This window comes from Paenibacillus doosanensis, from assembly GCF_025060755.1.
GTDB lineage: Bacteria > Bacillota > Bacilli > Paenibacillales > NBRC-103111 > Paenibacillus_S > Paenibacillus_S doosanensis.
This window is the reverse complement of the sequence record NZ_JANYUY010000018.1, coordinates 22,373-48,545: the sequence shown is the minus strand read 5'-3', so window position 1 is coordinate 48,545 and position 26,173 is coordinate 22,373. Positions and strand designations below refer to the sequence as shown.

The window sequence follows — 26,173 nt, the reverse complement described above, 5'->3', positions numbered from 1 at the left end:
AATAAGTTTGCAAGGAGAATCGTTTGCATGACCAAAACATGGGGCGCCACCGCAGTTGCTATCCTCGCTGTCGCCGTCTTATTCGGATGCTTCTATCGGCTGTTGATCGGCGATATGGAGCTGCCGCACCGTTTGGGAGCCGACGGCTTTCCGGTCCATGAACGCACAATCAAAGTAATGTTTTCCGAGACGGATAATCAGAAAATAAGGGCGAACACGCCGATTCAGCAGGAAATCGCCAAGCGGACGGGGTTCCGGCTGATGTACACGGCGGTGCCGACCAGCAATTATAACGATAAGAAGAAGACGCTGCTGGCTGCGCAGAACGCGCCTGATATTATGCAGATCGATAAGCAGGACGTGAACGAATTTTCCTCGGCGGGCGCGTTTTTGCCGTTAATGGATTATATGAACCGGGGGCTAATGCCCAACTTCAAGAAGCTGTGGGACGAGAATCCCGATCTGGTCCGCTTGACCGTCGACGGCGAGCTGTACGGTTTCCCGGCCATCGTGCGCGACGAGGCGAAAAACGGCTTCGGACCGGTCATCCGGATGGATCTGCTGCAGAAGCATCATCTGCCGGTTCCGCGTTCGTTCGACGAGCTGCTTGATGTGCTGAAGCGATTGAAGGAGCTGTATCCCGAGTCGGCGCCGTGGTCCGTCCGCAAAGGAACGTCGCAGCTATTGGCGGCTTCCTCATACATGCTGGGAAGCGGTTATAACGTCGGCAACGGAATCTATTTCGATAAAGATAAGGACGGCGGCCGGTATGTGTACGGTCCGGCGTCGCCGCAGTTTAAGAACGTGCTGACTTTTCTGAATAAAGCGTATACATCGGGTGTGCTGGACCCGGATTATGCGGTTTTGACCCAGCAGCAGTGGACGGAGAAGCTGACCGGCGGCGAATCGTCCTTTTTCCTTGATAACAGCGGCTTCGGCCTGAATTTTACCAGAGCTTTGCGTACGGCCCATCCCGAAGCATTTTTTCAAGTGATGCCGATTCCCGAATATGCCGAAGGGAAGGCAAGAGCGCAGTTTTACATGAATACGTTTTCCGGCAAAATGTTTGCCGTCAGCTCCAAGGTGCAGGACCCTGAGTCGGTCGTAAAGCTGCTGGACTGGATGTATTCGGAGGAAGCGTTCCGGCTGATGAATTTCGGGATCGAAGGCGTGCACTATACTTTGGATGGCAACGGCCGGCCCGTTTACAAGAAAGATTTCGTCGAGACGTTCATCCACGCCCAGCCGACGCCGTATTATGCGCTCTATTCGGAACTGGGCTGCTGCCAGCTCAGCTTCACGCCTTATTATTCCAACACGTTGTCCCAGTTTCAGATCGAAAAGATGACGGGCACCTGGGATAAGCTCAACGAAGAGTATTGGAGTCTGATCGCCTCCGATCCGGCCTACCGTCCCTCTGTGATGGAGCCGCCGCTGACCAAGCGGGAAGCTGCCAGAGCCAAGGACATCCATTCGACGCTCAACGATATGCTGGACGAGCAATTCGACAAATTTATTATGGGGCTTAAGCCTATAGAAGGGTACGATCAAGTGATACGGCAAGCCCGCGAGCTGGGAGCGTCCGAATTGGAGGATATATACAACCGGGCGGCGGCCCGTTTGAATTCTGATAAAGAATCGGTCCGATGAAGGGAGGGGGACGGGAGTTGCGCTGGAACAGCTTCTTCCGCAATAGAGAGAACCGGCTGTATTTCAAAATATTATTTTATTTTCTCACACTGTTGATTCCGATCGTCATTATCGGGCTGTCCACGTATATGTACTCGCTCTATATAATGAAGAAAGATTTTAACGACCGGATCAAAACGAATCTGCAAAACGCCGCTCAGACGATCGACGCCAAAATGGGCTCGCTGCAAGAAATCAGCTTTAATTTTTTCAGCGATTACACCGTGCGGATGCTGTTAATGCCCGAGGAGCAGCAAAGCTTGGAAGTGAGGACGGAAATATGGCGTCTGCCAAAAATTATTCAGCGCAATGAAAACATTGTCAGCGACTTCACCGACCGGATGTTTGTGTACATCGATACATCGAACGTTTATGTCAGCGCGGGCGTGAACCGATTCGATTCTTTTTTTGGCACGATGTACAAATACGATCAATACGACGCCGATTACTGGGCGCAGAAGCTAAATTCGGACAAGTACATCGAGCTGCTGCCCGCAGCCTCCGTCAAGCGCGAAGGAATTTACGACAAGCAGGTCGTGCCCGTCGTCATCCGCGACCGGCTGCAAAGCTATAATGCCGTGATGGTCATCAACGTGGCGGTAGACGCGATTGAGAAAGCGCTCAAAGGCAACGCCGTCTTCGAATCGACCCGCTATGTGATTACGGACGGCAGCGGCAAGGCGCTGCTCGATCCGAACGGCTATATGGCGGACCCGCTATTCGCGGAAGCCGCTGCGGACCGTCAGGGCGATCAGGCGTTAAAGGGAGAAATGGACATCGCGGGGGAGCGTTATGAGGTGTCTCACGCCAAATCGGCGCTGTACGGCTGGGACTATTACTCGTTTACGCCGATCAGCGAATTTCACCGCCATACTTCAAGCATTCTTCTGATGACCTTGCTCTTATGCCTGGTGTTAGTCTTGATGGGCATCGTATTCTCCTTTGTGTTCAGCTCGCGAATTTATAATCCGATACGCAATATTCGCAATATTATCCTGGACAAAAGCGATTTATGGAGCCATGAAGGCCACGCGCCGGCGCAGCAGGTTAACGATTTTGAACAAATCCAACAGAGCCTTCGTTCGTTAACCGATTATCATCGGCAGTATAAAAGGAAATACGATCAGCATACGAGCGAATATGTCGAGTCATCCTTTTTATTTTTGCTGAAGGGACATACCTTGAATCAAGAGGAAATATTGCAGGAGACGCTGCAGGCGGAATTCGGCCTCGACAGAGCCGGGTATGTCTGCTGCGGAGTGTCCTTCGACTTTAAGGAGCCGTTCTACCAGGACATTCAGGATACGGACCGGATGCTGGTGATGAACGGGATTAAGAAAATCATTTGGACGCTGCTCGGGGAAATTGCGCCGTCGTACGTCATCGAGTACCGGCAAAATTTGTTCGTGGCGATCATCAACGTCGAGAATCGGGAACAGGCGGCGGCTTTGCATCCCACGTTCCAAAAGCTGATGAGCCTGTTTCAATACGACATTCATATGTACTACGACATGACCGTCGGCATCGGTACGTTCTATTCCGGTATTAACGAGATCGGAGCCTCGTATAACGAAGCGATGACGGCGATCGGCAAGCGCAGCGGCAAAGACCGGTTCCAGATCGTCGATTCCGAACAGCTCCAGATTGAAAACCGGTTCATGTACTCGCTGTTCGACGAGCAAAAAATATGGAATCATTTGAAGCTGGGCCATAAGGACGCCCTTCGCGATATTATCGACCAGATTGTGACGGCGAATGTGCAGGGCAGCATCTCGTACGAATATTTGGGGCTGTTGTTTCAGGAAATGTACACGACCGGCGCGCGGTTTCTTGTGGAGCGGGGAATGGATGTCCATTCCATCGCCGCGGACGAGAAGTTAAGCCGCCTGCTGGAGGGCGAGCGCAGCGTATCGTTCTCCGAGTATAGGGACATGCAGGAGGCGATTTACGCCTATTACGTGCAGATCATCGATGCGACGCGAACGGGCGGCGACGGCAAATCCGGCAGCCTCGTCTCCTTGATCGAAAAGTATATCGAGGACAATTACCGGCAGGATCTCGGCCTGGAACAAATCGCCGGAGAAATGGGCGTCTCGCTCAAATACGTATCCCGCGTGTTCAAAGAAAAGACGGGCGTCAATCTGACCGATTACATTAACCAGGTTCGCATGGATAAAGCGAAGAAGCTGCTGACCGAGACGGATATGCGGGTAAGCGATATCGCCGAGCAGATCGGCATCCCGAGCCGGACGACGTTTCTGCGGGTATTCAAAAAAATGGAAGGAATCGCGCCTAACGATTATCGTTCCCTGCACCGGAAATGAGGGCGCATCCGAATCAAGCTTGTTCATAACAGTTCAATAGAAGCCATAGACCCGCCTTGGTCTATGGCTTTTTGGCTATCTTATTTGGATTGGAAGGCAAGACTTTATGCGGCCGGGGAAAGACATGCGGCACGGCTTCGGCGGCGGATTGCCGGGGCTTCGCTCCCGTTTCTGGCGGCCCAAGGGGGAAAAATGGACACCGGTAGAAAGTTGAATCAAGCCCGCCGGAGTGCGAAAAGTGCATCGTCGGGTCGGGTATCGGTTCTTTTCAGACGGCGGCGGCGGTTTCTATAATAAGCTCACCGGGCGATGACCGGCTAGGGAACGTCCGAATCAGAAAGCATCCTGAAGCAACCTGTGCATACGGGAGAGGGATATGCGTTAAACCGGGAGGGGATTATGATTCATAGTCAAGAGACCAAACAGGCGGCCGCGTTCAGCTCGGCGAGAATACGCCACCCTGTCATCCAGGGGATGGCGAGGAGCAAATATTTGTACGCGATCTTTTTTATTCCGTTCTGCTATTATGTCATCTTTCATTATTGGCCGATGTACGGAATCATCATTGCGTTCAAAGATTACAACATCGTCAAGGGCATCTCGGGGAGCCCGTGGGTCGGGTTTCATCATTTCGAGAAATTTTTGAAAGACCCGTATTTCTGGAAGCTGATCCGCAACACGCTGCTGATTAACATTTATGAATTGATATGGGCGTTTCCGGCGCCGATCGTGCTTGCGCTCATGCTCAACGAGCTGAAAAATCAGGCGTTCAAACGGATCGTGCAAAGCATCAGCTATTTGCCGCATTTTATTTCGACTGTCGTCGTCTGCGGGATGATCGCGAACTTCTTGTCCTCGGACGGGCTGATCAATCAGGTTATTCAATGGCTGGGATTTGAACCCGTTAAATTTCTGATGCTGCCCGAGTGGTTCCGTACGATTTTCGTTGCCTCCGGCATATGGCAGAGCGTCGGCTGGGGCTCGATCATTTATTTGGCTGCACTGACCGGGGTCGACGTGGAGCTGTACGACGCCGCCAAGATCGACGGAGCGAACCGTTGGCATCAGCTGCTGAGCATTACGCTGCCGAGCATCGCGCCGACGATCTCCATTATGATGATTTTGAACTTGGGCAGGCTGATGTCGGTCGGATTCGAGAAAATCATTTTGCTTTACAACGGATCGACGTATGAAACCGCGGATGTTATTTCCACATTCGTTTATCGCAGGGGATTGCTCGGAAGCGATTTCAGCTACGCCACGGCGGTCGAGCTGTTTCAAGCGATCGTAGGCTTAGTGCTGCTGTATACCGCGAACAAAGCGTCCAAAAAAATAAGCCAAACCAGTTTGTGGTAGGGAGGGACAGAGAAGATGAACCGACAAGCAACGCTCGCATCCCGGCTGCTGGACGGCGTCATTATCGTACTGCTGCTGGCGCTCGTGTTCGTTACCTTATATCCGATTTACTATATTTTCATCGTCTCCATCAGCGACGGAAGCGCCGTGAACCGGGGCGACGTCAAGTGGATTCCGCATGACGTGACGATCGAAGCCTACAAAATTATTTTCAAAAACAAAGACATCTGGCATGCCTACGGAAATACGCTGCGTTACACGGTCATCGGTACGGCCATTAACGTCGTCTTCTCGGCGATGTGCGCCTTTGCGCTGTCGCGCAAGGATATGTACGGACGCAATGCGTTTATCTTTATGATCGCGTTTACGATGTTTTTAAGCGGAGGCATGATCCCTACGTATCTGGTCATTCAGAAGCTGGGGCTGATCGATACGATGTGGGCTATCGTTTTACCGCCCGCCATCAACACGTTCAATATGATCATTATGAAAACCTTCTTTGAAGGGATTCCCGTATCGCTGCAGGAATCGGCTTTTCTGGACGGGGCGAACGATATTCAGATTCTGCTTCGGATCATTCTCCCGTTATCGATGCCGATTATGGCGACGATGGTGCTGTTTTATGCGGTCCATCATTGGAACAGCTTCTTCCCGTCGCTGCTGTACTTGAACAGCAAGGATATGTACCCGGTGCAGGTACTGCTGAGGAATATCGTCATTGCCGGCGAATTTGCCGACCAGCAGGGGGATATCGGCAGCGCGGGTTCCAGCTTCCGGGTCGTGGCCGCCAACTATAAATACGCGGTCATCATCATTACGATCATTCCGATTCTTGCGGTGTACCCTTACCTGCAAAAGTATTTTGCCAAAGGGGTTATGATAGGCGCCTTAAAAGGCTGAGCAAGAAGACTAGAAGCTAAGAAAAACAAAGCTAATCATTCCAGGGAGGTAGTAAGTATGGCAAAAAGATGGTCTCGTATGGCGGCGGTTTCCTTGACGGGGATTGCGCTGACACTCGGCATGGCGGCATGCTCGGGAGGCAAGGAGGCGGCCCCGGCCGACACGGGCGGCAGTCAGGCGGCGGCAGGCGCGAAAATTGCGGATAAAGAGCGCACCGTGAAGGTCGTATTTCCCGAAAACGCCAATCAGCCGGTGAAAAATAATTCTCCGATTCAGCAGGAAATTTTCAAACGGACGAATGTGAAGCTCGACTTTGAAACGGTGCCGAGCAGCAATTACAACGACAAGAAGAAGACGCTGATCGCGACAAACAATTTGCCCGACATTATCCAGGTGGAAAAAACCGATTTGAACGACTTCGGCTCAACGGGCGTGTTCCTGCCTTTGATGGACTATATGAACAAAGGGCTGATGCCGAACTTCAAGAAGATATGGGACGCCAATCCCGACATGGTCAAGCTGACGGTGGACGGGGAGTTATACGGCTTCCCGGCGGTAGCCCGCAATGAGCTGAAGAACGGCTTCGGCCCGGTCATACGCGAGGATTTGCTGAAGAAGCATCAGCTGGAGCAGCCGAAAACTTTCGACGAGCTGCTTACCGTGTTGGCCAAGCTGAAGGAGCTGTACCCGGACTCCAAGCCATGGACGGTGCGCAACGGCACGCCGCAGCTGCTGGTGACGACCGCCTATATGCTGGGCAGCGGAGTCAACGGCACCAAAGGCAACGGCATGTACTACGATAAGGATATCGACGGTGGCAAATATGTCTACGGTCCCGCCACTCCGGCGTTTAAAAACGTGCTGTCCTATTTTAACAAAGCATATAAACTGGGCGTTCTTGATCCCGACTACGCCGTGACCACGCAGCAGCAGTGGACGGAGAAGCTGACCAGCGGGAAATCGTTCTTTTTCCTGGATAATAGCGGATTTTCCTTGAACTACACCCGCGATCTGCGCAAAACGCAGCCGGAAGGACAATTCCAGGTGCTGCCCATTCCGGAATATGCTCCTGGCAAAGCGCGCGCCAACTTCTATGCTACGGTATTCGGCGGCAAGACGTTCGCGATCAGCGCGAAGGCGAAAAATCCCGAGCAGCTGGTGAAGCTGCTGGATTGGATGTATTCGGAGGAAGGCTCCAATCTGATGAACTTCGGTATTGAAGGGGTGCATTACGCCCTGGACGATAAAGGCGAGCCGAAGTATAAGGAAGATTACGTAGCCAAATTCAAAGACGCTACGCCGACGCCGTACTATGCCTTGTATTCCGATCTAGGCTGCTGCCAGCTGAGCTTTACGCCTCATTATACGAACACGATGAGTCAGAACCAGATTGAGAAAATGACGGGCAACTGGGATGCGATTAACGATGAATATTGGGGCATTATCGCTAAAGATAAAGCATATAACGAACCTGTAATGGACCCGCCGCTGAGCAAAGAGGAAGCTTCCCGCGTCAAGGAGCTGAATGTTACCATTAATACGATGCTCGATCAGGAGTACGATAAATTTATTATGGGCGTGAAGAAGATCGACGAATATGACGCCGTGATCCAGAAAGCGCGCGACATGGGGGCCGACGAGCTGGAGAAAATCTATAACGACGCATTGGCCCGAATGAAAAAGTAATGCGTCACGAACAAGGAGCGGAATGCAGATGAAGATCAAGCAGTATACGAAACAATTTTTATTCGAGGAGGAGCGCCCGTTTGCCAGCTGCCACGCCTCGACGGTGATCGCTTTCCCGAACGGGGATTTGCTCGCCGCTTATTTTGCAGGCTCCAAGGAAGGCAATCCGGATGTAGGCATCTGGTGCTCCAAACGGACGAACGGCTCCTGGTCGGCGCCTTATCTTGTCGCCGACGAGCCTGATCTCGTCCACTGGAATCCCGTCCTGTTCCGCAAGGACGACGGGCAAATCGTTCTCCATTATAAGGTGGGACATCCGATTCCCGAATGGTATACGCGGGTTACCGTATCCGATGACGACGGCTTGACCTGGAGCCGCCCCGTCGATCTGGTGCCCGGCGATATCGGGGGAAGAGGGCCGGTAAAAAATAAGCTGATTCAGCTGCAGGACGGCACATGGGTTGCGCCGGCGTCGCTGGAAGGGACGTATTGGGACGCTTTCGCCGATATTTCGACCGATCAAGGGCTTACCTGGACGGCCAGCGCCAAGGTGCCGGTCCGCCATGAAGGTCAGGCCGAGGGCGAATACCCGGAAGGAGCGGAGCCGATCCGGGGCAAGGGCATTATCCAGCCGACGGTGTGGGAATCCGCGCCGGGGCAGGTGCATATGCTGACCCGCAGCACGGCGGGATTCATCTACCGGAGCGACTCCGGCGACTCGGGCCGCACCTGGTCGCCCGCTTACCGGACCTATTTGCCGAACAATAACAGCGGCATCGATCTGGCGAGAATGGACAACGGAGCGCTTGTGCTGGCTTATAACCCGATCGGCATGTACCGGGGGCCGCGCACTCCGCTTATGCTGAGCATCTCCACCGATAACGGGGAGACTTGGGAGCAGCTCAAAGTACTGGAGGGCGAGTATACGTCGTATACGGTGCCGATCGAATACGGCGAGTTTTCTTACCCCGCCGTCATCGCGCAGGGAAATTTCGTCCATGTGACCTATACCTGGAGGCGGGAGCGTATTGTGTGCTGGAGTCTGGAGCTGGAGTTTGAAGAAAGCTGACGGGGGTGGCTCACAATGAAGGAATGGACGGAACTGGCCGCTCTGAAGAAGGCGTTTCCGAATCCGCCTGCGGCCTACCGCTCGATGCCCTTCTGGTCATGGAATGACGAGCTGCGCGAAGAAGAGCTGGTCCGGCAGATTGAGGATATGAACGAGCAGGGGATGGGCGGATTTTTCATGCATTCGCGCGATGGGCTCGAAACGCCGTATATGGGAGAACAATGGATGGAAGCCGTCAAGGCTTCCGTCGCCCGCGCGGAGTCGCTTGGCATGCACGCCTGGCTCTATGACGAGGACCGTTGGCCGTCGGGATCGGCCGGGGGCACGGTGCCGGCCCAAGGGGACGAGTACCGCGCCAAGGGGCTGACCGTAGAAGTGACGAGAGGCTCTTTCGAGCCGGACGGATGCATGATCGCGCTGTTCAAGGCGGTTATCGGCGGGATGGAGCTTCAGCGCTGCGAGCGGCTGCCGCTCGACGAGGCTCCCGTGCTGGCGGGCGACGAGGCGCTGCTTGTGTTCCGGATCGAGGTGTCGGACGGAAGCGAATGGTTTAACGGCGAGGCGCCGCCCGACAGTATGAACGAAGAGACGGTCGCGCGCTTTATCGAATCGACCTATGAGCGCTATAAGGATGAGGTCGGCGGGCAGTTCGGGAAGGCGATTCGCGGGATATTCACCGACGAGCCGAGCGTGCATGACAGACACTGCCGGTTTACGACCGGCCGGGGCTGGCTGCCGTGGACGTACACGTTTCAGGAATACTTCCTGAAGCAAAGGGGTTATGACATAACCGGACTGCTGCCATATTTATATTTCGACGGCGAGCATTCGTCGGCTGCGCGGCATGATTACTGGCGCACCGTTACCGAGAAATACAGCGCGGCGTATTCCAAACAGCTTGGCGATTGGTGCGAGCGCAATCGTCTTGAATTTACCGGACATTATTTGTGGGAAAGCGCGCTCGGCGTAGCTACGCGCGTCGGCGGGGCGATTATGCCGCATTACCGCTACCAGCATGTGCCGGGCATCGATATGCTCTGCGAGCAGACGGACGAGTATATGACCGTCAAGCAATGCACCAGCGTGGCGAATCAATACGGCCGCCGGTTCGTCATCTCCGAGATGTACGGCTGCGCCGGATGGGAGTTTACCTTTGAAGGGCAAAAATGGATGGGAGACTGGCAGTACGCGCTCGGCGTCAACCTGCGCTCGCAGCATCTTGCCCAGTATTCGATCCGGGGCTGCCGCAAGAGAGATTATCCGCCGTTTTTCAATTACCAGACGAGCTGGTGGAAATATAACCGGATTGTGGAGGATTACTTCGCCCGGCTTGGGCTGATCTTGACGGAAGGCAAGCCGGTCCGAGATGTGCTGGTGCTTCATCCGGCAGCAACCGCATGGTCGATGCTCGGCACGAATCCCTACGGCAGCCCATCCCGGGGGAAGGACCGGGATATTCCGGGCATAGACGAATACGGCTATGCGTTTAACGATCTGCTGCGGCATTTTGCCCGTTCCCACTACGATTTCGATCTCGGGGACGAGACGATCATGGCCGAAGCGGGAGCGGTACATGGCGGGAAGCTGCATGTGAATCAGGCGGCCTATAAGCTTGTCGTCCTCCCGCCGATCCGCACGCTGCTGCGCAGCACGTATGAGCTGCTGCTCGGTTATTTGGACGCCGGAGGCAAGATCATCGCGATGACGCCCGGAGCTGCGATGATCGAGGGACGGTCGTCGGCGGAGGCGGCCAAGCTGTACGAGCATTCCGGCGTCACGATCGTAAGCGGCAAGGAGGAGGCGGTCCGCGCGCTGGAGCGGCATATGCCGCGGCCGGTCAGCCTCCGCAGCGCGTACGGGGCGGAAGCGCCGGAGCTGCTGTACATGCTGAAGGAAACCGACTCGTACTACTCGTTGTTCGTCGTTAATAACGACCGCGATCGGGCCGTCGACGTTATCGTTTCTACCGCGCTGACCGGCAGCGTAGAACGGTGGGACGCGCTGAACGGCCGGATTGATAAAGTCGCGGTAACGCTTGCCGGTGGAGAAATGCGTTTCGACGCCCGTTTTGGACCTGCGGACTCGATGCTGTACATCATCTATAAGGAGAAGCCGCCTGCGGAGGCTTGGGTCGGTGGAGCGGATGCGGGAGGGGCGCTGCCGTCTTCCGGGCTTGCCGTTGTGACCCGCCAAGCGGGTGCGGTGCTGGAACAAGCATTTGGACCCGCCTTCCGCTTCACGCGGACGATGCCTAACGTGTTGACGCTCGATACATGCCGGTTCCGGCTCGGCGATGCCGATTGGTCTGCGGAGGAAGCGGACGTTTGGGCCGCGCAGCGGCAAATTCGCGAAGTGCTCGGGATGCGGCCGGTTCATCACAACGGCATGACGCAGCGGTACAAATGGATTCACGAGCCGCATCCGAATGACGGCGCGCCGGCTGCCTTCCTCTTGACCTTCGAGGTCGCCGATGTGCCGGCTGCCGGCGTCGATCTGGTTATTGAGGGCGCCCGGCATTACCGGATTTTTCTTAACGGTATGGAGGTTTCCAACTCACCGACCGGCTGGTTCGTCGACCGCTCGATGGACCGCGTGCCTCTCGGCGGGCTCGTCCGGGGAATGAACGAGCTGGAGCTGCGCTGCTTGTACCGTCAGGCGCTGGAGGTCGAAGATGTCTATTTGATCGGTGACTTTGCGGTGAGTCCGGACCGGCGCATCGTGAAGGAGCCGTTAACGCTTCATGCCGGAGATTGGGGTCTCCAAGGCTATTATCACTATAACGGCAGCATCGTCTATCATGCCGATTACGAACATCAACCGGTGGCGCAGCGCAGATTCGTTCTGGAGCTGGGGGATTGCTCGGCCGTGACCGCGGAAATTCGCGTCAACGGGCGTACGGCCGGGCATATCCCTTGGAAAGTCGCGGACAGCGTCGATGTGACCTCCTACTTGGTCCCAGGCTCGAACCGACTGGAAATCGAGGTCATGGGCAGTCCGAGAAATATGTTCGGGCCGTTCCATCAAGCGTTGGGAGGCACGCCGACGACGAGCTGCGAATCGTTCCGCAAGGAAGGCAAAGACCGTACGCCGCAGTATCTTGTGCACCCGTACGGCTTGTTCGGGCAGATCAAGCTGTGGTCCGTACCTGCGCGATGACCGGCGGCGCTGTTTAGTGCGCTTTTAGAAGCGTGGCGAACAAGCGGCCGGAGAGTCGATAGTGAGTTGGAACAAACGAGCGGAAACTTCTATCAAGCGCAGTCCACGACGAAATCATCACCTTGTTGGAACCGGCGAAAAAACAGATAGAGCAAGCGAGGGCAATCTGGAGAAACGAAGCGCTTGCCTTTGTCCCCGATTTCAACAGCGATCGGAAGCAACGGACACAGCGGCCGTTATATTAATCCTATCGGCCATTTTGGATTTTTAACGGACACAGATGCAGCTATTGGTTGGCAAAGCCTTCATAGAAAGCCATTCGGAGCTATGTAAGCGCCATGACGTCCGTTACGTTTTAAATACGTCTGTTTGCGACGAATTTAGCTCCCCGGTGTCCGTTAGACTTAGAAACGATTCGATGCTCGGCAGCCGCAGGCCAATTGTTTTTCACCATACTTTTAGACAAGAAATGAACAAAGGGGGAAAACCGATGCAGGGACATATATCCGATGGAGTCTGGCCGACGATGGTCACTCCGTTTACCGACGATAATGAGATCGACTACGAGGCATTGGAGAAGCTGATTGAATGGTATATCGCGAAAGGGGTTGACGGGCTGTTCGCCGTATGTCAATCGAGCGAAATGTTTTATTTGCGTCTGGAAGAGCGGGTGAAGCTCACCTCCTTCGTGAAGGCCAAGGCGGCGGGCCGCGTGCCCGTAATCGCCTCCGGCCATATCGCCGACTCTCCGGAAGAGCAGCTGGAGGAGCTGCGGGCTATGGCGGCGACGGGGATCGACGCCTTGGTGCTGATTACGAATCGGCTGGCACGAGAGGATGAGCCGGACGATCTATGGCTGGCTAATCTCGAGAAGCTGCTGGCCGGGCTGCCGGATTCGGTTCCGCTCGGCTTCTACGAGTGTCCGTACCCTTACAAAAGGTTGATATCGCCGGAGCTGCTCAAACGATGCGCGGAAACCGGGCGCTTCCGCTTTCTTAAGGACACCAGCTGCGATGTCGGCAATATGCGAGCCAAGCTGGAGGCTGTAAGGGGAACGGGTCTGCGCATTTATAATGCCAACTCCGCCACGCTGCTGGAGACGATCAAGCTGGGCATGACGGGGTATAGCGGGGTTATGGCCAATTTTCATCCGGAGCTGTACGTACGGCTAATGAAGCAAGCGTCTGTCGAGCCGGAGGAAGCGGAGCTGCTGGCAAGCTTTCTCAGCATGGCGTCGCTGATCGAAAAGCAGCTGTACCCGGTTAACGCCAAATATTATTTGATGCTGGAAGGCGTCCTGTCCAATTTCGAGTGCCGTTCCAAAAGCGCCGGGGAGTTTACCGCGACCCATAAGCTGGAGGTCGAGCAGCTGCGCCGCCTCACCCGGTATATGACCGAACAATTAGGAGGAAAGCGAGAATGAGTACGATTCCGACAATCAACCGTCTGCAAGGAGACATGCCGAAGATTGGCATTCGCCCGGTCATCGACGGCCGCCGGGGCGGTATCCGTGAGTCGCTGGAGGAGCCGACGATGAACATGGCTATCGCTTGCGCGAAGCTGTTAAGCGATAACTTGCGACACTCGAACGGCCTGCCGGTCGAATGCGTCATTGCGGATACGACTATCGGCGGCGTGGCGGAAGCGGCCCGGGCGGCGGAGAAGTTCCGCAAGCAGGGCGTCGGGCTGACCATTACGGTAACCCCGTCCTGGTGCTACCCGCTGGAGACGATGGATACGGACCCGCACATGCCCAAAGCGATCTGGGGCTTTAACGGAACGGAGCGTCCGGGAGCGGTCTATCTGGCGGCGGCGCTGGCTGCGCATAATCAGAAGGGCTTGCCCGCGTTCGGTATTTACGGCCGAGACGTGCAGGATATCGGGGACGGCTCGATCCCCCGGGATGTACAGGCGAAGCTGCTTCAGTTCGCCAAGGCGGGGCTCGCCGCAGCTACTATGCGGGGCAAATCCTATCTTGCGCTCGGTACCGTATCGATGGGGATAGCGGGCTGCATTGCCGATGAGACGTTTTTCCAAAACTATTTGGGCATGCGCAACGAATATGTAGATATGAGCGAGTTCGTTCGCCGTATCGAGCGCGGTATTTACGACCGGGACGAATACGAGCGGGCTTTGGCTTGGACCCGGGAGAACTGCCGTATCGGGGCCGATCCGAACCCGCCCGGGCTCATCCGTTCCGAGGAGCAGAAGGCGCAGGATTGGGAGACGATGGTCAAAATGGCTCTCATCGCCCGCGATTTGATGGTCGGCAATGCCAAGCTGGCCGAGCTGGGCTACGAGGAGGAAGCCATGGGGCATAACGCCATTGCGGCGGGCTTCCAGGGACAGCGGGCGTGGACGGACCATTTTCCGAACGGCGATTTCATGGAAGCGATGCTGACCAGCTCGTTCGACTGGAACGGCATTCGCGAGCCGTACATGCTCGCTACCGAGAACGATAACTTGAACGCCGTTACGATGCTTTTCGGCCATTTGCTGACGAACCGCGCGCAAATTTTTGCCGACGTGCGGACGTATTGGAGTCCTGAGGCGGTGCGGCGCGTGACGGGACAAGACTTGACCGGCAGGGCCGCGGAGGGCGTCATTCATTTGATCAATTCGGGAGCGGCGGCGCTGGACGGAACCGGCCGGCAGACCGAAGACGGACAACCGGTCATGAAGCCGTTCTGGGACATCACGGACTCTGAAGTCCGGGATTGCCTGGAGGCGACGCAATGGCGCCCTGCCGTCGATTTTTTCCGCGGCGGCGGGTTCTCGACGGACTTTACGACTCGCGGCGGTATGCCGCTGACGATGGCGCGGATCAATCTGATCCGAGGAGTAGGTCCGGTATTGCAGCTAGCTGAAGGGTACTCTGTAGAGCTGCCGGAGGATGTTCACGATACGCTCGATCAGCGCTCTAACCCGACATGGCCGACAACCTGGTTCGTACCGAACTTGACTGGGGAGGGCGCATTCCGGGATGTATACTCGGTGATGAGCCATTGGGGCTCTAATCATGCCTCCGTCAGCTACGGTCACGTAGGCGCCGAGCTGATTACGCTGGCCGCCATGCTGCGCATTCCGGTCAGTATGCATAACGTGGACCCGGAACGCCTGTTCCGTCCGAGCTATTGGAGCGCCTTCGGAGCGGATGATCCGCAAGGCGCGGATTACAGAGCTTGCGCGGCATTGGGGCCGCTTTACGGTTAAGGCGGAAGGAGAATTTCGGCGATGGAGAAACGGTATGCGATAGGCATCGATTACGGAACGGAATCGGGAAGGGCATTGCTGGTCGACGTGAGCACGGGGGAAGAAGCGGCTTCTCACGTAACGCCGTATCCTCACGGCGTGATCGACGAGCGCCTGCCGGATTCCGGCAAGCTGCTGGAGCCCGATTGGGCTCTCCAGCATCCGGATGATTATATGGAAGTGTTAAGGAGATCGGTACCGGAGGTTTTGCGCCTCTCCGGCATCGATCCCGCGCAGGTGATCGGCGTAGGCATCGCCTTTACCGCAAGCACGGTGCTGCCGGTGGATAGCTCCGGCGCGCCCTTATGCTTTCAGGAGGCGCTGCGGGACGAGCCTCATGCCTACGTCAAGCTGTGGAAGCATCATGCCGCTCAGGAAGAAGCGAGCCGGATCAACGAGACTGCCCGGCGTTTAGGCGAGACGTTCCTGCGCCGGTACGGCGGCAAAAGCTCCTCGGAGTGGATGGCGGCCAAAGCCTGGCAGGTTCTCAACGAAGCTCCGTCCGTATACGGGATGGCGGACCGGTTTATCGAGGCGGCCGATTGGATCGTGGAGCGGCTGACGGACCATCCGGTACGAAGCGGCTGCGCCGCCGGGTACAAGGCTTTCTGGCATAAGCGGGAAGGCTATCCGGCGCGGTCCTTCTTCCGGGCGCTGGACCCCCGGCTGGAGCGCTTCGCGGAGACCAAGCTGCGGGGCGAGGTGCTTCCCCTCGGCTCCAAAGCCGGAGAGCTGACGGAGCAGGCTGCTGCGATAACGGGGCTGCGCCCGGGAACCGCGGTTGCCGTCGGCATTATCGACGCGCATGCGGGAGCCGTCGGCGCGGGGGCCGTGCGGCCGGGGCAGATGGTTATGGCGATGGGGACATCCTTATGCCATATGCTGCTTGGCGATAAAGAAGTGTGCGTGGAAGGGCTGTGCGGCGTCGTCGAAGACGGCATCATCCCGGGGCTGTACGGCTATGAAGCGGGGCAGCCGGCCGTCGGCGATCTGTTCGGCTGGTTTGTGGAGCAAGCTGCGCCGTCTTACGCCAAGCATGCCGCGGCGAGCGAAGGGTTGACCCTTCATGGCTGGCTGGAGAGGCGGGCTGCAGAGCTGCGGCCGGGTCAGCACGGGCTGCTGGCACTCGACTGGTGGAACGGCAATCGTACGGTGCTCGTCGACGCCGATTTAAGCGGCCTGATCGTCGGATTGACCTTGCAAACGAGGCCGGAGGAGATCTATCGGGCGCTTCTGGAGGCGACCGCTTTCGGCACGCGCAAAATTATCGAGACCTTCGAGACGTCCGGCATGGAGGTGAAGGAGCTTATTGCCTGCGGCGGATTGCCGCAGCGCAACCGGCTGCTGATGCAGATTTATGCGGATGTGACGAGGCGCGAAATCCGGATTGCCGATTCGACGGAGACGCCTGCGCTCGGAGCGGCGATGTTCGGCGCTGTAGCCGCCGGTCCCGCGAGGGGAGGCTGCGCGGGCATAACCGAAGCTGCGGAGCGCATGACCCGGCTGCGGGAAGAAAGCTACCGGCCGGTTGAAGAGCACGGCGCCGTGTATGACGAGCTGTATTCGGAGTATAATCGGCTGCACGAGCTGTTCGGAAGAGGCGGAAACGACGTGATGAAGACGTTAAAGCGGATGAAGCGGCTTCGGGATCGGGTAAACGATTGACAAAGCTTCGCCGCAATAGGTAAGGCCGTTGTAGCATTTGCATGCTGCGCGGCCTTTTGTCGTTGTATGAACGATTTGAATCGATTGATCGCGTGACGTAAATGGGAAAATAGGGATTCTCTTTCACTCCATTAATTTGTTAAAATGGGTAAAGAAGGGCTGGAATAGTTTTTTTCGTTGACTATCCTTGGTATGTAGGCAAATCCGTCGAATAGCGGAGGCGGGCGTAAAATGAAAAAGTTCCTCATGCGGCAAGCAGAGGAACTTTTATTGTGCATTAATCCGCGATAATGATCTCCACTCCTTCAAGCTCGTCGAGAAACTCGCGATCGGCTCCGGGATCGGTAATAATCGTATCGATTTGCGACGTTTCCGCGAAGGAAGCGATCGATCTGCGGTTAAGCTTGGAATGATCGAGCAGGGCGACGACCTTGCTTACGTTCGATATCATCGTCTTTTTGAGCTCCGCTTCATAAATGCTGAAATCGGAGAGCCCGGCAGTGACCGTAAAGCCGTGGGCGGAAGTAAAGAAGACGTCCGCATGAATTTGCCCGAGCAGCCCTTTTCCGAGCAGTCCCTCCAAAGAGCTTGAGCCGGGTCTTAACACGCCTCCGACGACAATGACGCTGATATGAGGATTGCGCGTCAGCTCCTGAGAGGTGGCAAGTCCGTTGGTAATGACGGTCAAATAATTGTAGTGCACCAGATGCCGGGCAAGCTCAAGCGACGTCGAGCTGGCGTCGAGAATAAGGCACTGTCCGTTTTGTACGAGCTTCGCCGCAGCTTTGCCGATCATTTTCTTCTCCTCTTGATTGGTCAAGCTGCGCGATTGAAACGTATACTCCGGCGTATGCGGTTTGGGCAGCACGGCTCCTCCGTGCGTTCGCTCCAGCAAGCCGTCTTCCTCCAATATTTTCAGGTCGTTCCGCAAGGTGCCTTCGGAAACGCCGAGCTCCAGCGAAACGTCCTTGACCAGCAGTTGCTTGTGTTCGTTCAAAATTTGCATAATTCGATTGCGGCGTTCGGGTGCTAACATCTTCGCATCTCCCATATTAAACGATTTATTGAAATTATATCAAATGAAAAATCATCATACAACAATTATATATAGAAAACATCTGAAAACAAAAATCAATTTATATAACGTTGGCAAAGTGAATTGCGTCCCTGAAGCTCGGGGCGTTTGCAAATTCACGAAACAATTATCAACATTTACCGACAATAAAGGGGATGCCGCTGACGCGAAGCGTGAGCCGAAATTGCAATGATAGGTTCATAGGAATATAGGTAAATGAAAACAAACAACATCAAATGATAAAAAACGTTGACAAAACATAAGGTAAATGCAAAAATAAATATAGATCATTTCCAAATTATTGATGATTATACTCAATCCATTTTATAGAGGAGGATTTCCTATGAACAATGTCAGCGTTCCGGAGAAAATGAAAGCGGTTGTCGCTTACTCCCCGGGCGATTACCGTCTGGAGACGGTTCCCGTGCCCAAGGCAGGTCCGGGGGAAATGGTAATCAAGGTGGAAGCATGCGGCATATGCGCCGGAGATATTAAAGCGTTTCAAGGGGCGCCGAGCTTCTGGGGGGATGAGACGCAGCCCGCTTATATTAAAGCGCCGATGATTCCGGGGCATGAATTTATCGGTTTCGTCGTTGAACTCGGCGAAGGAGTCGATGGCTATGCCGTCGGCGACCGGGTTATCTCCGAGCAAATCGTTCCCTGCTGGAAATGCCGTTTCTGCAACCGGGGACAGTATTGGATGTGCGAGAAGCATGATTTGTACGGATTCCAAAATAATGTAAACGGTGCCATGGCGGAATATATGAAATTTACCAAAGAAGCGATCAATTACAAGGTGCCGGATGATTTGCCGCTGGAGAAGGCGATTCTGATCGAGCCGTACGCCTGCTCGCTGCACGCGGTGCAACGGGCGCAGATCCAGTTAGGCGATACGGTCGTTATCTCCGGAGCCGGGACGCTCGGTCTCGGCATGGTCGGAGCGGCCAAACAATCCGGCGCCGGAACGCTCATCGTGCTCGACTTGTTCGAGGACCGGCTGAAGCTGGCTAAGCAGTTCGGCGCGGATATCGTGCTGAATCCGAATGAAGTCGACGTAGTGAAGGAGATCAAGCAGATGACCGAAGGCTACGGCTGCGACATTTATATCGAAGCGACGGGCCATCCCAAGTCGGTGGAACAAGGGCTTGCCATGATCCGCAAGCTGGGCCGTTTTGTGGAATTCAGCGTGTTCAAGGACCCGGTAACGGTAGACTGGAGCATTATCAGCGACAGAAAAGAACTGGACGTTCTCGGCTCTCATCTTGGCCCTTACTGCTATCCGCTTGTCATCGATGGAATCAAGAGCGGCATATTCCCGACGGAAGGCGTAGTTACCCATAAGCTTCCGCTTGAGCAGTATATGGAAGGCTTCGAGCTGATGAAAAAGGGAACGCAATCGCTCAAGATCGTCCTTATCCCATAACATAAGCGAAGGGGTTGTTCACCATGAAAATTGCGATTGGAGCCGATGAGGCCGGATACGACATGAAAGAAATGATTAAAACCTATCTTGAGGAGCGCAAGGTGGACTATGTCGATTTCGGTCCGTCTGACGGCACGCAGCCGATCGATTATCCGGATGTCGGATTTGCCGTCGCCGAAGAAATTGCTCAAGGTCGATTCGACCGGGGCATTCTGATATGCGGCACAGGCATCGGCATGACGATCACCGCGGATAAGGTTCCCGGTATTAGGGCGGCGCTCTGTCATGATACGTATTCGGCGGAGCGGGCGATGCGCAGCAACAACGCGCAGGTGCTGACTATGGGAGCGAGAGTGATCGGGCCGGAGCTGGCCAAACATATTGTACGCGCATGGCTCGAAGCCGAATTCGACGGAGGCAGTTCCGGCAGGAAGGTACAGAAGATTATGGACGGGGAGCAGAGACTGTTTGCCGCGGGCGGCGGGCGCAAGGAAAACTACTCCTGCTCATCCCCTTTGGTCATAGAAAGGAGCGAAGAAGCGTGAAGAAGCTGATGAATGAACCGAATGCGGTTGTAGATGAAATGATCGAGGGCTACGCCGCGGCATATGCCCGGCATGTTAAGGTGCTGCCGCAAAACAAGCGGGCGGTCGTAAGCGCCGGAGGGGCGCGTCCCGGCAAGGTCGGCGTCGTGATCGGCGGCGGGTCCGGCCACGAACCGGCGTTCATGGGGCTGATCGGGCGCGGGTTTGCCGACGGCGCACCGGTAGGCAACGTGTTCGCTTCGCCGCCGCCGGCGCCGATACTGGAAGTCACCCGCGCCGTAAACGGCGGCGCGGGCGTGATCTACATGTACGGCAACTACGCCGGCGACTGCATGAACTTTGACATGGCGGCCGAGCTTGCGGCCATGGAACATATCCGCGTCGAGACGGTGCTCGTAACCGACGATGTGGCTTCGGCGCCGCCGTCGCAAGCCCATCGCCGCCGCGGGATCGCCGGAGGCTTCCTCGTGTTCAAGGCGGCGGGAGCGGCAGCGGAGCGCGGGTACGGCCTCGAGGACGTCGTGCGAGTCGCTCGCAAGACGAACGATGCCATCCGCACGATGGGCGTAGCGCTGACGCCGTGCGCCGTGCCGCAGACGGGCAAGCCGAGCTTCGTGCTCGGCGAAGACGAGATGGAGATCGGGCTCGGCATTCACGGCGAGCCCGGCGTGGAACGCGGCAAGCTGCGGACCGCGGACGAAGTCGCGGACGCGCTGCTGGAGCGGATTCTCGCCGATATGCCGGTGGAGTCGGGCGACCGGGTCGCCGTACTCATCAACGGTCTCGGCTCGACGCCGCAAATGGAGCTGTTCATCGTATACCGGCGCGTAGCGCAGAGGCTTGCCGAGCTGGGGGCGCATATTCACCGCTCCTTCGTAGGGGAATATGTCACTTCGCTGGAGATGGGCGGATGCTCCGTCTCGGTATTGAAGCTCGACGACGAGCTCGCGGAGCTGGTCGATGACCCGGCGGATACGCCGATGTATGCGCAGCATAGAGAAGGAAAGGAAGGGTGAAGCGGCGGTGGAGATAACGATTCGCGAGTGGAAAGGTCTCTTTACGCATATTGCGGAGCGGATAGAGGAGACGAAGGAAGAGCTGTCGGAGCTGGACCGCGCCGTAGGGGACGGAGATCACGGCGTGACGATGTCGCTCGGGTGGCAGGCGATCGCAGGGGTGATCGGGACGTACGAAGGGACCGATTGCGGCGCGCTGTGCCAACAGATGGCGATGACGTTTTTGAATGCGGTCGGCTCCTCGGTCGGCCCGCTGTATGCGACGGCGTTTTTGCGGGGCGGCGCCGTGCTGCAGGGGAAGGAAGTGCTGACTGAAGACGATATCGCACAATTTTGGCTGACGGCGGTGCGGGGCATTCAGGAGCGCGGGAAGGCGCAGCTGGGCGACAAGACGATGATGGATGCGTGGCTGCCGGCGATGGATGCGCTGGAGCAAGCGAGAGCCGCAGGCAAGGGGCTGTCCGACTGCTTGGAGGCTGCGGTTCGTGCCGGAGAAGAGGGGATGCGCTCGACGGCGGCGCTCGTATCGCAGCTGGGCCGCTCCAGCCGGCTCGGAGAGCGGTCGGCCGGCCATATCGATCCCGGAGCGGCTTCGGCCTGCCATATTCTCGCCGCCTTCGCCGAGCAGTGGAAGCGCGCGGTGACGGAAGGGGCCGGCGCATGAATCATCTCGCGCTTGATTTTTTGCGGGTGACTCAGTCGGCGGCTTTTGCCGCCAAGCCGTGGATCGGAAGAGGCTGCAAGCATGAAGCCGACGATGCGGCAACGACGGCGATGCGCGGAGTGCTGCAGCGGATGGAAATGGACGGCGTCGTCGTCATAGGCGAAGGCGAGCTGGACGAAGCGCCGATGCTGTACATCGGGGAACGTCTCGGCACCGGCAGGGGGCCGCGGGTCGATATTGCGGTCGATCCGCTCGAAGGCACGACGCTTGTCGCCTCCGGCCAAGATAATTCGACGGCCGTGATCGCCGCGGCGCCGCGCGGTACGCTGCTGCATGCCCCCGATATGTATATGGAGAAGCTGGCCGTCGGACCCAAGGCCAAAGGCGCCGCTAGCTTGGAGCGACCGCTCGTTGATAACGTGGCCGCAGTGGCGGCAGCGCTGCACAAAGATATTTCCGACGTCACGGTGATGATGCAGTACCGGGATCGGCATCAAGCGGCGATTGACATGGTTCGCCGGACCGGGGCGAGGGTGCGGCTGTTCGACGACGGAGACGTAACATGCGCGATTTCGGTCGCGGTCGAAGAAACGGGCGTCGACCTGTTTTACGGCATAGGCGGAGCTCCGGAGGGCGTCATTTCGGCAGTCGCGTTGAAGGGGCTGGGCGGCGAAATGCAGGCGAGGCTGCTGCCTGGAACCGAGGCGGAATACGAACGATGCCGCTCGATGGGAATAGCCGATCCCCATAAGCTGCTGACGCTGCATGATCTCGTCTCTTCGGACGACTGCGTGTTCGCGGCTACGGGAATTACGACAGGACTGCTGCTGGCGGGCATTTCCAAGGATGCGGGTCATGCGGAGATAACGCATTCCCTGATCGTTTGCGGCGGGCAGGCGGGAACTCATTTCATCCGCTCCGTCCATGAGCGGGAGGAACAAGTATGAACAACATACGATTGATCGTGAGCGATCTTGACGGTACGTTGCTATCCGAGGATCATTCCTTGACCGAACCGGTCAAGGAGGCGGTTCGCCGGTTCAGGGCGAACGGAGGGATGTTCACCATCGCGACGGGACGCTTCGGGCTCGCCGCCCAAAAAATCGTCGAGGAGCTGGATATCGACATCCCGTTTATTTTGTGCAACGGCAGCGTAATTGCCGACCGTAGCCGGGTTTGGTCGGCTTCGACGCTGGAGCTGCGGGAGCTGACGCCTTTTTTGCTGGCGGCGGAGCGGTCGGGCGTTACGGTGATGCTGTTTGAGGAAGCGGGAGTTTCGGTGCTCAGCCGGACGGCCGCCGTCGAGCAATTCGAGATAAAAGAGGGAATTCGCTGCGTCGTCGTCGATCCAAGCGAAGAAGGATGGCAGGGCAAGCCGCTGCAAAAGATTTTGCTCATCGGCGATATGAGGCGCATCCGAGAGCTGTGGGAACTGCATCTTCCGAGCTTCAACCGAAGCTATGCTACGATTCAGTCGGAGGACGATTATTTTGAAGTTATTCCTCCGAACCAGAGCAAAGGTTCTGCGTTGAAAAAGCTGGCGGAGCTGCTGCAAGTAACGCCCGCCGAGGTGCTCGGCATAGGCAATCAGCTGAACGATATGGATATGATAGAGTACGCCGGCGTAGGGGCGGCCGTAGCTAACAGCCATCCCGAGCTGAAAGCGAAGGCTTCGTTTGTATGCAGCCGCTGCTATGGAGACGGCGTTGTCGAGGCGATGGAGGCGCTTGGCCTGTTAAGCCCGGTTTCGGAGACGGAGGAGGATATAAGATGAAAGTAAGAGGCATCGCTCATCGGGGATACCCCGTGCGGTATCCGGAAAATACGCTGGTTTCGTTTCAAGCCGCATGCGAGCTGTCGTATTCGCATCTGGAGCTGGACGTGCAGCTGAGCAAGGACGGAGTTCCCGTCGTCATTCACGACACTTCCGTCGACAGGATGACGGACGGCTCGGGACGTGTTCAAGATTTGACGTTAGCGGAGCTGAAGCAGCTGACGGTCGGGGGAAGCGAACGTATTCCGACCTTGGAGGAAGCGCTTGAGTTGCTGAACGGCCGTTTGATCGTCGATATTGAATTGAAGCAGATGGGGGATCTTTACCCGGGATTGGAAGAAGCCGTTATTCAGACGGTGAAGAAAAAAGGAATGCAGGAGCAAGTATTTCTGACATCCTTCGATCATTACTCGCTTGCCAGGGTGAGGGAGCTTGACGACCGAATCGATATCGGGCTCATTAATCAGGGAGCCTCTCCGGCGTTCTTTCCTTGGGCCCGGGAAATGAAATGCGGCTACATGTCCATTTATTATCCATATATGACGGAGGAGTTCATTCGCCGCTGCGAGCGGGAGCATGTTCAGCTTATCTCTTGGACGGTCGATAAGGAAAGCGATATGAAGAAGCTGGCCGCCTATCCTTCGCTGCTTATTTGCACGAACGAATTGGAGTTGTGGGCAGCGGTCGCGGGCTAAAGCATCGAGCCGGCAGCGGTGAAGCGGCGCCGGACCCAAGCCCCCGGCTCAATGATTATCCGAATTACTTGGGAAGAGGAACGCATAAACCCGCGCAAAAAGGCTGCCGTCAGGCGCCTCTTGCGCGGGTTTTCTTGTTGTTTAGGAAATGATGCGCAGCCATTTCCTGTGGATATCCGGGGGCTCCCCCGAAAGTAAAGTCTACCCATAGAACGATCCTAGCTGAATGGTTAGACGCCGATCCAGCTTAGGCTGGATGCGGACGGAATAAGCTTCAGAGCATCACGTCACTACCCTGGAAATTACTCTTGGTACCCCATTTCCATTGTCTGTGGTGCCGCGTCGGCGGCATGGATGGCTTTTGGGGGATTTGTTCTGTTCGTCTGCCGTGCCGGTGAGCTCTGCGGACCGTTACAGTCTGGCGGCGCGGATAGCTTCGGCCAGTCTGGCCGCTCCGACGGGAATATCGCTTAATCCTGGCCGGGAATAGGACAGCCTGACATAGCCCGACTCGGAGCCGTACACGCTTCCGGGGACGAACAGGATGCTGCGTTTGATCCCTTCCTCCAGCAGCCGCGAATCGCTGATCGGCTGCCGTATTTTACACCATAAATTGAGGCCGCCTTCAGGTCGGCGGCAAGAAATCTCTTCGGGCAGGTGCTGCCGGAGCGATTCCAGCAGCAAATCGCGTCTTGCCTTCAGTGCCTGACGCAGCTCATGCAGATGCTGCGGGAAATGCTCCGATTGCAGAAACGCATTGGCGATCCATTGCGGGAAGATGCTCAGCCCGAAATCCATCTGCAGCCTGGCGTCCGTCAAGCGGCTGACGATTTCCTGGGGAGCGATCAGCCAACCGATGCGAAAGCCCGAAGCGGCGATCTTGGACAAGCTTCCGATGTAGAGCACCGCCCCATCCGTATCCAGCGATTTAAGCGGCAGCGGCAACGGCGTGTCGCCGCAGGCGGTCAAGCTGAACGGATCATCCTCCACGATCGGTACGCCGAGCTCTGCGGCCAGCTCCAGCATTCGCTTCCTGCGCGCCGGAAGCAGCACGCTGCCGGTCGGATTCTGAAAGTTCGGATTGAGAAAAATCATCTTCAGCTTATGCTTGCGGTGCAGGGCGACGACATCCTCGGGCCGCGCGCCGCCCTCGTCGACAGGCAGTCTGAACAAGCGAAGGCCCGCCGATTGGAACATCGGCAGCGAGTAGGCGTACGAAGGGTCCTCGATAGCGACGGCGTCGCCCGGGCTGAGCAGGCATTGCGTGATGAGATATAGCGACTGCTGCGAGCCCGAAGTGATGAAGACGGACGCTTCGGTGGCCTGAATCTGATGATACCGCTGCAGGTAGGCGGTCAGCGTTTCCCGCAAGGGCAAATACCCTTGCGGATCGTGATAGCCCAGATGATCCGTGAACGGCTGCTCCTTCATCAGCTTCCGTACCGCATCGTTGGGGAACAAATCCGCAGCGAGCTCTCCGCTTGAGAAATCGATTAGCGGCGTCTCCGACCGCTTCGCCTCGCGCAAGCGGCGGATGAACGGCAAATTGGGCATGAACGTGCCGCCTTCCGCGTACTGCCGCCAATTGGGCGGCGTATGCTTGGGGGCGATGCCCCATTTATAACGGCTCACCCGTCGGCCGCTTCCCGGGATGCTTTCGATTAAGCCGGATGCCCGCAATTCTTCATAAGCTTGAATGACCGTGCTCCGGTTAACCTCCCACTGCTGGGCCAGCTTTCGCTCGGAGGGCAGGGCGGAGCCGGGAGGCAATTCGCCGAATGCGATTCTGCGCTCGATATGCTCGGCTATTTGCTGGTAGATGGGCTTATCGCCCGAGCGATCCGGCTTCCACATGGTCTGCTTCCTCCCGATGCGCGAATTTTA

Annotated in this window: 19 protein-coding genes; 17 read left to right on the top strand and 2 right to left on the bottom strand. The window is 56.6% G+C overall.

Features of this window, described 5'->3' with window-relative positions:
• Positions 1-27 precede the first annotated feature (27 nt).
• The 10 genes from N0M98_RS14675 to N0M98_RS14630 all read left to right on the top strand — a co-directional run bounded on the left by N0M98_RS14675 (position 28) and on the right by N0M98_RS14630 (position 17,097).
• Positions 28-1,650 (top strand): extracellular solute-binding protein, encoded by a 1,623-nt coding sequence (locus N0M98_RS14675; RefSeq protein WP_259618344.1) that lies wholly within the window; start codon positions 28-30, stop codon positions 1,648-1,650.
• A gap of 17 nt (positions 1,651-1,667) precedes the next feature.
• Positions 1,668-4,013 carry a helix-turn-helix domain-containing protein gene (locus N0M98_RS14670; protein WP_259618343.1) on the top strand — a complete coding sequence of 782 codons (2,346 nt, stop codon included), beginning with the start codon at positions 1,668-1,670 and terminating at the stop codon, positions 4,011-4,013.
• 399 nt (positions 4,014-4,412) lie between these two features.
• Positions 4,413-5,369 carry an ABC transporter permease gene (locus tag N0M98_RS14665; RefSeq protein WP_249865677.1) on the top strand — a complete coding sequence of 319 codons (957 nt, stop codon included), beginning with the start codon at positions 4,413-4,415 and terminating at the stop codon, positions 5,367-5,369.
• 15 nt (positions 5,370-5,384) lie between these two features.
• The gene (locus tag N0M98_RS14660; RefSeq protein WP_249865676.1) at positions 5,385-6,269 is read left to right on the top strand and encodes a carbohydrate ABC transporter permease; all 885 of its coding nucleotides are present in this window, start codon (positions 5,385-5,387) and stop codon (positions 6,267-6,269) included.
• Between the two features lie 57 nt (positions 6,270-6,326).
• Complete coding sequence (locus N0M98_RS14655) at positions 6,327-7,955, top strand: extracellular solute-binding protein (protein ID WP_259618342.1); 1,629 nt, start codon at positions 6,327-6,329, stop codon at positions 7,953-7,955.
• A gap of 28 nt (positions 7,956-7,983) precedes the next feature.
• Entirely contained in the window at positions 7,984-9,024 is a 1,041-nt protein-coding gene (locus tag N0M98_RS14650) for a sialidase family protein (RefSeq protein ID WP_259618341.1), read from the top strand.
• 15 nt (positions 9,025-9,039) lie between these two features.
• On the top strand, positions 9,040-12,180 hold the full coding sequence (locus tag N0M98_RS14645) for a glycosyl hydrolase (RefSeq protein WP_259618340.1): 3,141 nt from the start codon (positions 9,040-9,042) through the stop codon (positions 12,178-12,180).
• A 490-nt stretch (positions 12,181-12,670) separates the two neighbouring features.
• On the top strand, positions 12,671-13,603 hold the full coding sequence (locus N0M98_RS14640; RefSeq protein ID WP_259618339.1) for a dihydrodipicolinate synthase family protein: 933 nt from the start codon (positions 12,671-12,673) through the stop codon (positions 13,601-13,603).
• Positions 13,600-15,393: an L-fucose isomerase gene (locus N0M98_RS14635; protein WP_259618338.1), complete on the top strand. Its 1,794-nt coding sequence runs from the start codon at positions 13,600-13,602 to the stop codon at positions 15,391-15,393. The genes N0M98_RS14640 and N0M98_RS14635 overlap by 4 nt, the downstream gene beginning before the upstream one ends.
• Positions 15,394-15,414: 21 nt before the next feature.
• Positions 15,415-17,097 carry a ribulokinase gene (locus tag N0M98_RS14630; RefSeq protein ID WP_259618337.1) on the top strand — a complete coding sequence of 561 codons (1,683 nt, stop codon included), beginning with the start codon at positions 15,415-15,417 and terminating at the stop codon, positions 17,095-17,097.
• 277 nt (positions 17,098-17,374) lie between these two features.
• Here the strand turns inward: N0M98_RS14630 and N0M98_RS14625 are convergent, their stop codons facing one another.
• The gene (locus tag N0M98_RS14625) at positions 17,375-18,133 is read right to left on the bottom strand and encodes a DeoR/GlpR family DNA-binding transcription regulator (RefSeq protein WP_259618336.1); all 759 of its coding nucleotides are present in this window, start codon (positions 18,131-18,133) and stop codon (positions 17,375-17,377) included.
• Between the two features lie 382 nt (positions 18,134-18,515).
• On the opposite strand from N0M98_RS14625, the gene N0M98_RS14620 reads away from it, so the two are divergent.
• The 7 genes from N0M98_RS14620 to N0M98_RS14590 are packed head-to-tail and all read left to right on the top strand — an operon-like array spanning position 18,516 to position 24,289.
• Positions 18,516-19,595, top strand: coding sequence for an MDR/zinc-dependent alcohol dehydrogenase-like family protein (locus N0M98_RS14620; protein WP_259618335.1), 1,080 nt, complete (start codon positions 18,516-18,518; stop codon positions 19,593-19,595).
• A 23-nt stretch (positions 19,596-19,618) separates the two neighbouring features.
• Positions 19,619-20,140: a ribose 5-phosphate isomerase B gene (gene rpiB, locus N0M98_RS14615; protein WP_249865667.1), complete on the top strand. Its 522-nt coding sequence runs from the start codon at positions 19,619-19,621 to the stop codon at positions 20,138-20,140.
• Complete coding sequence (locus tag N0M98_RS14610) at positions 20,137-21,156, top strand: dihydroxyacetone kinase subunit DhaK (RefSeq protein WP_259618334.1); 1,020 nt, start codon at positions 20,137-20,139, stop codon at positions 21,154-21,156. Before rpiB ends, N0M98_RS14610 begins: the two co-directional genes overlap by 4 nt.
• Positions 21,125-21,820, top strand: coding sequence for a dihydroxyacetone kinase subunit DhaL (dhaL, locus tag N0M98_RS14605; RefSeq protein WP_310943743.1), 696 nt, complete (start codon positions 21,125-21,127; stop codon positions 21,818-21,820). The genes N0M98_RS14610 and dhaL overlap by 32 nt, the downstream gene beginning before the upstream one ends.
• A complete protein-coding gene (gene glpX / locus N0M98_RS14600) occupies positions 21,817-22,767 on the top strand; it encodes a class II fructose-bisphosphatase (protein ID WP_259618333.1) in 951 nt (316 codons plus the stop codon). The genes dhaL and glpX overlap by 4 nt, the downstream gene beginning before the upstream one ends.
• Positions 22,764-23,594 carry an HAD family hydrolase gene (locus N0M98_RS14595; RefSeq protein WP_259618332.1) on the top strand — a complete coding sequence of 277 codons (831 nt, stop codon included), beginning with the start codon at positions 22,764-22,766 and terminating at the stop codon, positions 23,592-23,594. The genes glpX and N0M98_RS14595 overlap by 4 nt, the downstream gene beginning before the upstream one ends.
• Positions 23,591-24,289 carry a glycerophosphodiester phosphodiesterase gene (locus N0M98_RS14590; protein ID WP_259618331.1) on the top strand — a complete coding sequence of 233 codons (699 nt, stop codon included), beginning with the start codon at positions 23,591-23,593 and terminating at the stop codon, positions 24,287-24,289. The genes N0M98_RS14595 and N0M98_RS14590 overlap by 4 nt, the downstream gene beginning before the upstream one ends.
• 411 nt (positions 24,290-24,700) lie before the next feature.
• Here the strand turns inward: N0M98_RS14590 and pdxR are convergent, their stop codons facing one another.
• On the bottom strand, positions 24,701-26,143 hold the full coding sequence (gene pdxR, locus N0M98_RS14585; protein ID WP_259618330.1) for a MocR-like pyridoxine biosynthesis transcription factor PdxR: 1,443 nt from the start codon (positions 26,141-26,143) through the stop codon (positions 24,701-24,703).
• Positions 26,144-26,173 lie beyond the last annotated feature (30 nt).